Source organism: Streptococcus sp. 2106, assembly GCF_013277315.1.
Taxonomy (GTDB): domain Bacteria; phylum Bacillota; class Bacilli; order Lactobacillales; family Streptococcaceae; genus Streptococcus; species Streptococcus pseudopneumoniae.
Genome location: NZ_VMMS01000117.1, coordinates 1 through 3,301 on the forward strand (window position 1 = coordinate 1; position 3,301 = coordinate 3,301).

Sequence of the window (3,301 nt, forward strand, 5' to 3'; positions counted from 1 at the left end):
GATAAAGTCGGGATTATACCATTTTCACCTATAAAAGGCTTCTCTTGAGAAAAATTTCATCAGCTTACTAATTTACTTTCTATTCATTTGTATTTTTGTCATCGTTTTTATATTTATACTATATTATATATAAAAAATAGAAAACATACAATATAAATCTCCTAGAATTTTTATATTATATTCATTATATCTATTATTACACTGTTCTCTATATTGAATTTAGCACTTTATTCATTTTTATTAGATTATTTCCTTTTACAGTTAACAATTCCCTTTCTGCTTTTTTTTTGATATAATAACCTTAACTATCATTCTATATGGAGGTTCTATGCGTTTTAATCAATATAGTTATATCACTTTCCAAAAAGAAAATATCTTATCTGAACTAAAAAAATATGGCTTTGATTTACAAAATACAGCCAATCACAAAGACTCACTTGAAACCTTTTTACGTCGTTTCTTTTTCACTTATCAAGACACCAACTACCCACTTTCCATCCTAGCAGCTGATAAAAAAACAGACCTGCTGACATTTTTTCAATCAGAAGATGAACTGACAGCAGATATTTTTTATACTGTTGCTTTTCAACTTTTAGGCTTTTCTTATTTGGTTGACTTCGAAGACAGTGACGTTTTTCGTAAAGAAACTGGATTTCCTATTGTATACGGTGACTTGCTTGAAAATCTCTATCAGTTACTCAATACTCGCACCAAAAAAGGAAATACTCTTATCGACCAACTTGTCAGTGACGGTCTTATTCCAGAGGATAATGACTACCACTACTTTAACGGCAAGAGTTTGGCTACCTTTTCCAGTCATGATGTCATTCGTGAAGTCGTTTACGTTGAGTCTCGTGTCGATACTGACCAAAAAGGACTTCCAGACTTAGTCAAGGTCAGCATTATTCGTCCTCGTTATGAGGGACAAATCCCTGCTATCATGACAGCCAGTCCCTATCATCAGGGAACAAATGACAAGGCTAGCGACAAGGCTCTCTACAAGATGGAGGGTGAGCTTGATGTCAAACCTGCTCACAAGATTGAGCTAGAAGAACCTCAACTCAATCTCGTCCAATCTCAAGGCCAAGCTGAGCTTGTGGCTGAAGCTGAGGAAAAGCTAACTCACATCAACTCTAGCTATACACTCAACGACTACTTCCTTCCACGAGGTTTTGCCAATCTCTATGTTTCAGGTGTTGGTACCAGAGACTCTACTGGTTTCATGACTAATGGCGACTACCAGCAAATCGAGGCTTATAAAAATGTCATTGATTGGCTTAATGGCCGTTGCCGTGCCTTTACCGATTATACGCGCCAGCGTCAAGTCAAAGCTGACTGGTCAAACGGAAAAGTAGCTACAACTGGACTTTCCTATCTAGGTACCATGTCAAACGGCCTTGCCACTACAGGTGTTGATGGTTTAGAAGTAATCATTGCTGAGGCTGGAATTTCTTCATGGTACAACTACTACCGAGAAAACGGTCTGGTGACTAGCCCAGGTGGCTATCCAGGTGAGGACTTTGACTCCCTTGCTGAACTAACCTACTCTCGTAATCTCTTGGCTGGCGACTATATCCGTGGCAATGAAGCTCACCAAGCTGACTTAGAAAAAGTGAAAGAGCAACTGGATCGCAAGACTGGCGACTATAACCAGTTTTGGCATGACCGCAACTATCTGCTCAATGCCCATAAAGTAAAGGCAGAGGTTGTCTTTACCCATGGTTCTCAGGATTGGAATGTCAAACCACTTCATGTTTACCAGATGTTCCATGCTCTTCCTACTAATATAAATAAGTATTTCTTTTTCCATAATGGCGCCCATGTGTATATGAACAACTGGCAGTCCATTGATTTCCGTGAGTCCATGAATGCTTTGTTGACAAAGAAATTACTGGGACAAGATACAGATTTTCAACTTCCGACCGTTATCTGGCAGGACAATACTGCTCCTCAGACTTGGTTATCTCTTGATAACTTTGGTGAGCAAGAAAACTTTGAAACCTTCTCACTTGGGCAAGAAGAGCAAGCTATTCAAAACCAGTACCCAGATAAGGATTTTGAGCGTTATGGTAAGACCTACCAGACCTTCAATACGGAACTCTATCAAGGGAAAACCAATCAGATTACTATTGACCTGCCTGTAACTAAAGATCTCCACCTGAACGGTCGCGCTCAGCTCAATCTTCGTATCAAATCCAGCACAAACAAGGGGCTTTTATCTGCTCAATTACTGGAACTTGGTCAAAAGAAATACTTACAGCCTTATCCAGCTGTTTTAAGTGCTAGAACCATTGACAACGGTCGCTATCATATGCTGGAAAATCTCTGTGAACTGCCATTTAGACCAGATGCACAACGAGTCGTGACAAAAGGCTACCTTAATTTACAAAATAGAACTGATCTACTGTTAGTAGAGGATATTACTGCAGATGAATGGATGGATGTGCAATTTGAACTACAACCTACTATTTACAAGTTAAAAGAAGGAGATACTCTTCGTTTAGTCCTCTATACTACTGACTTTGAAATCACCATACGTGACAATACCAACTACCACTTGACTGTCGACCTCACTCAGTCCACGCTTACCATACCTTGCTAAAAGGAGTTACATTATTATGAATAAATCAGAACACCGCCACCAACTCATACGCGCTCTTGTCGCAAAAAACAAGATTCATACACAGGCTGAATTACAGTCTCTTCTTGCTGAGAACGACATTCAAGTGACCCAGGCAACCCTCTCACGCGACATCAAAAATATGAACCTATCAAAAGTCCGCGAAGAAGATAACGCTTATTATGTTCTTAATAATGGTTCCATCTCAAAATGGGAAAAACGTTTGGAAAACTATATGGAAGATGCCCTCATCATGTTGCGACCTATTCAGCACCAAGTCCTACTCAAAACTCTTCCTGGTCTAGCACAATCGTTCGCTACAATTATTGATGCTCTTGATTTCCAAGATATTATCGCAACCCTTTGTGGTGATGATGTTTGCCTTATCATCTGTGAAGATACAGATACTGCTCAAAAGTGCTTTGAAGAACTGAAAAAATTCGCCCCACCATTTTTCTTTGAAGAATAATAAATGACTACAACTAACAATTATGCTTTTAAAAAACCTGGTAGAAAGTCTTTAACATCAGAAAACGCATAGTATCAAGTGTTGAAAACCCTTGATACTATGCGTTTTGCTTTATCCTAGGAAGATTTATACTCTTCGAAAATCTCTTCAATCCGCGTCAACGTCGCCTTGCCGTAGGTATGGTTACTGACTTCGTCAGTTTCATCTACAAC

At 39.0% G+C, this 3,301-nt stretch carries 2 protein-coding genes; both read left to right on the plus strand.

The window, feature by feature from the left end; genetic code table 11:
* Window positions 1–328: 328 nt before the first annotated feature.
* Window positions 329–2,602 (plus strand): Xaa-Pro dipeptidyl-peptidase, encoded by a 2,274-nt coding sequence (locus HT723_RS10655; RefSeq protein WP_172935173.1) that lies wholly within the window; start codon window positions 329–331, stop codon window positions 2,600–2,602.
* Window positions 2,603–2,618: 16 nt separating this feature from the next.
* Window positions 2,619–3,089 carry an arginine repressor gene (locus HT723_RS10660; protein ID WP_172935174.1) on the plus strand — a complete coding sequence of 157 codons (471 nt, stop codon included), beginning with the start codon at window positions 2,619–2,621 and terminating at the stop codon, window positions 3,087–3,089.
* Window positions 3,090–3,301: the final 212 nt, after the last annotated feature.

Bases quoted from the DNA above. Each gene is read 5' to 3' on its own strand.
- HT723_RS10655 (WP_172935173.1), top strand. From the start codon at position 329: ATGCGTTTTAATCAATATAGTTATATCACTTTCCAAAAAGAAAATATC.
- HT723_RS10660 (WP_172935174.1), top strand. From the start codon at position 2,619: ATGAATAAATCAGAACACCGCCACCAACTCATACGCGCTCTTGTCGCA.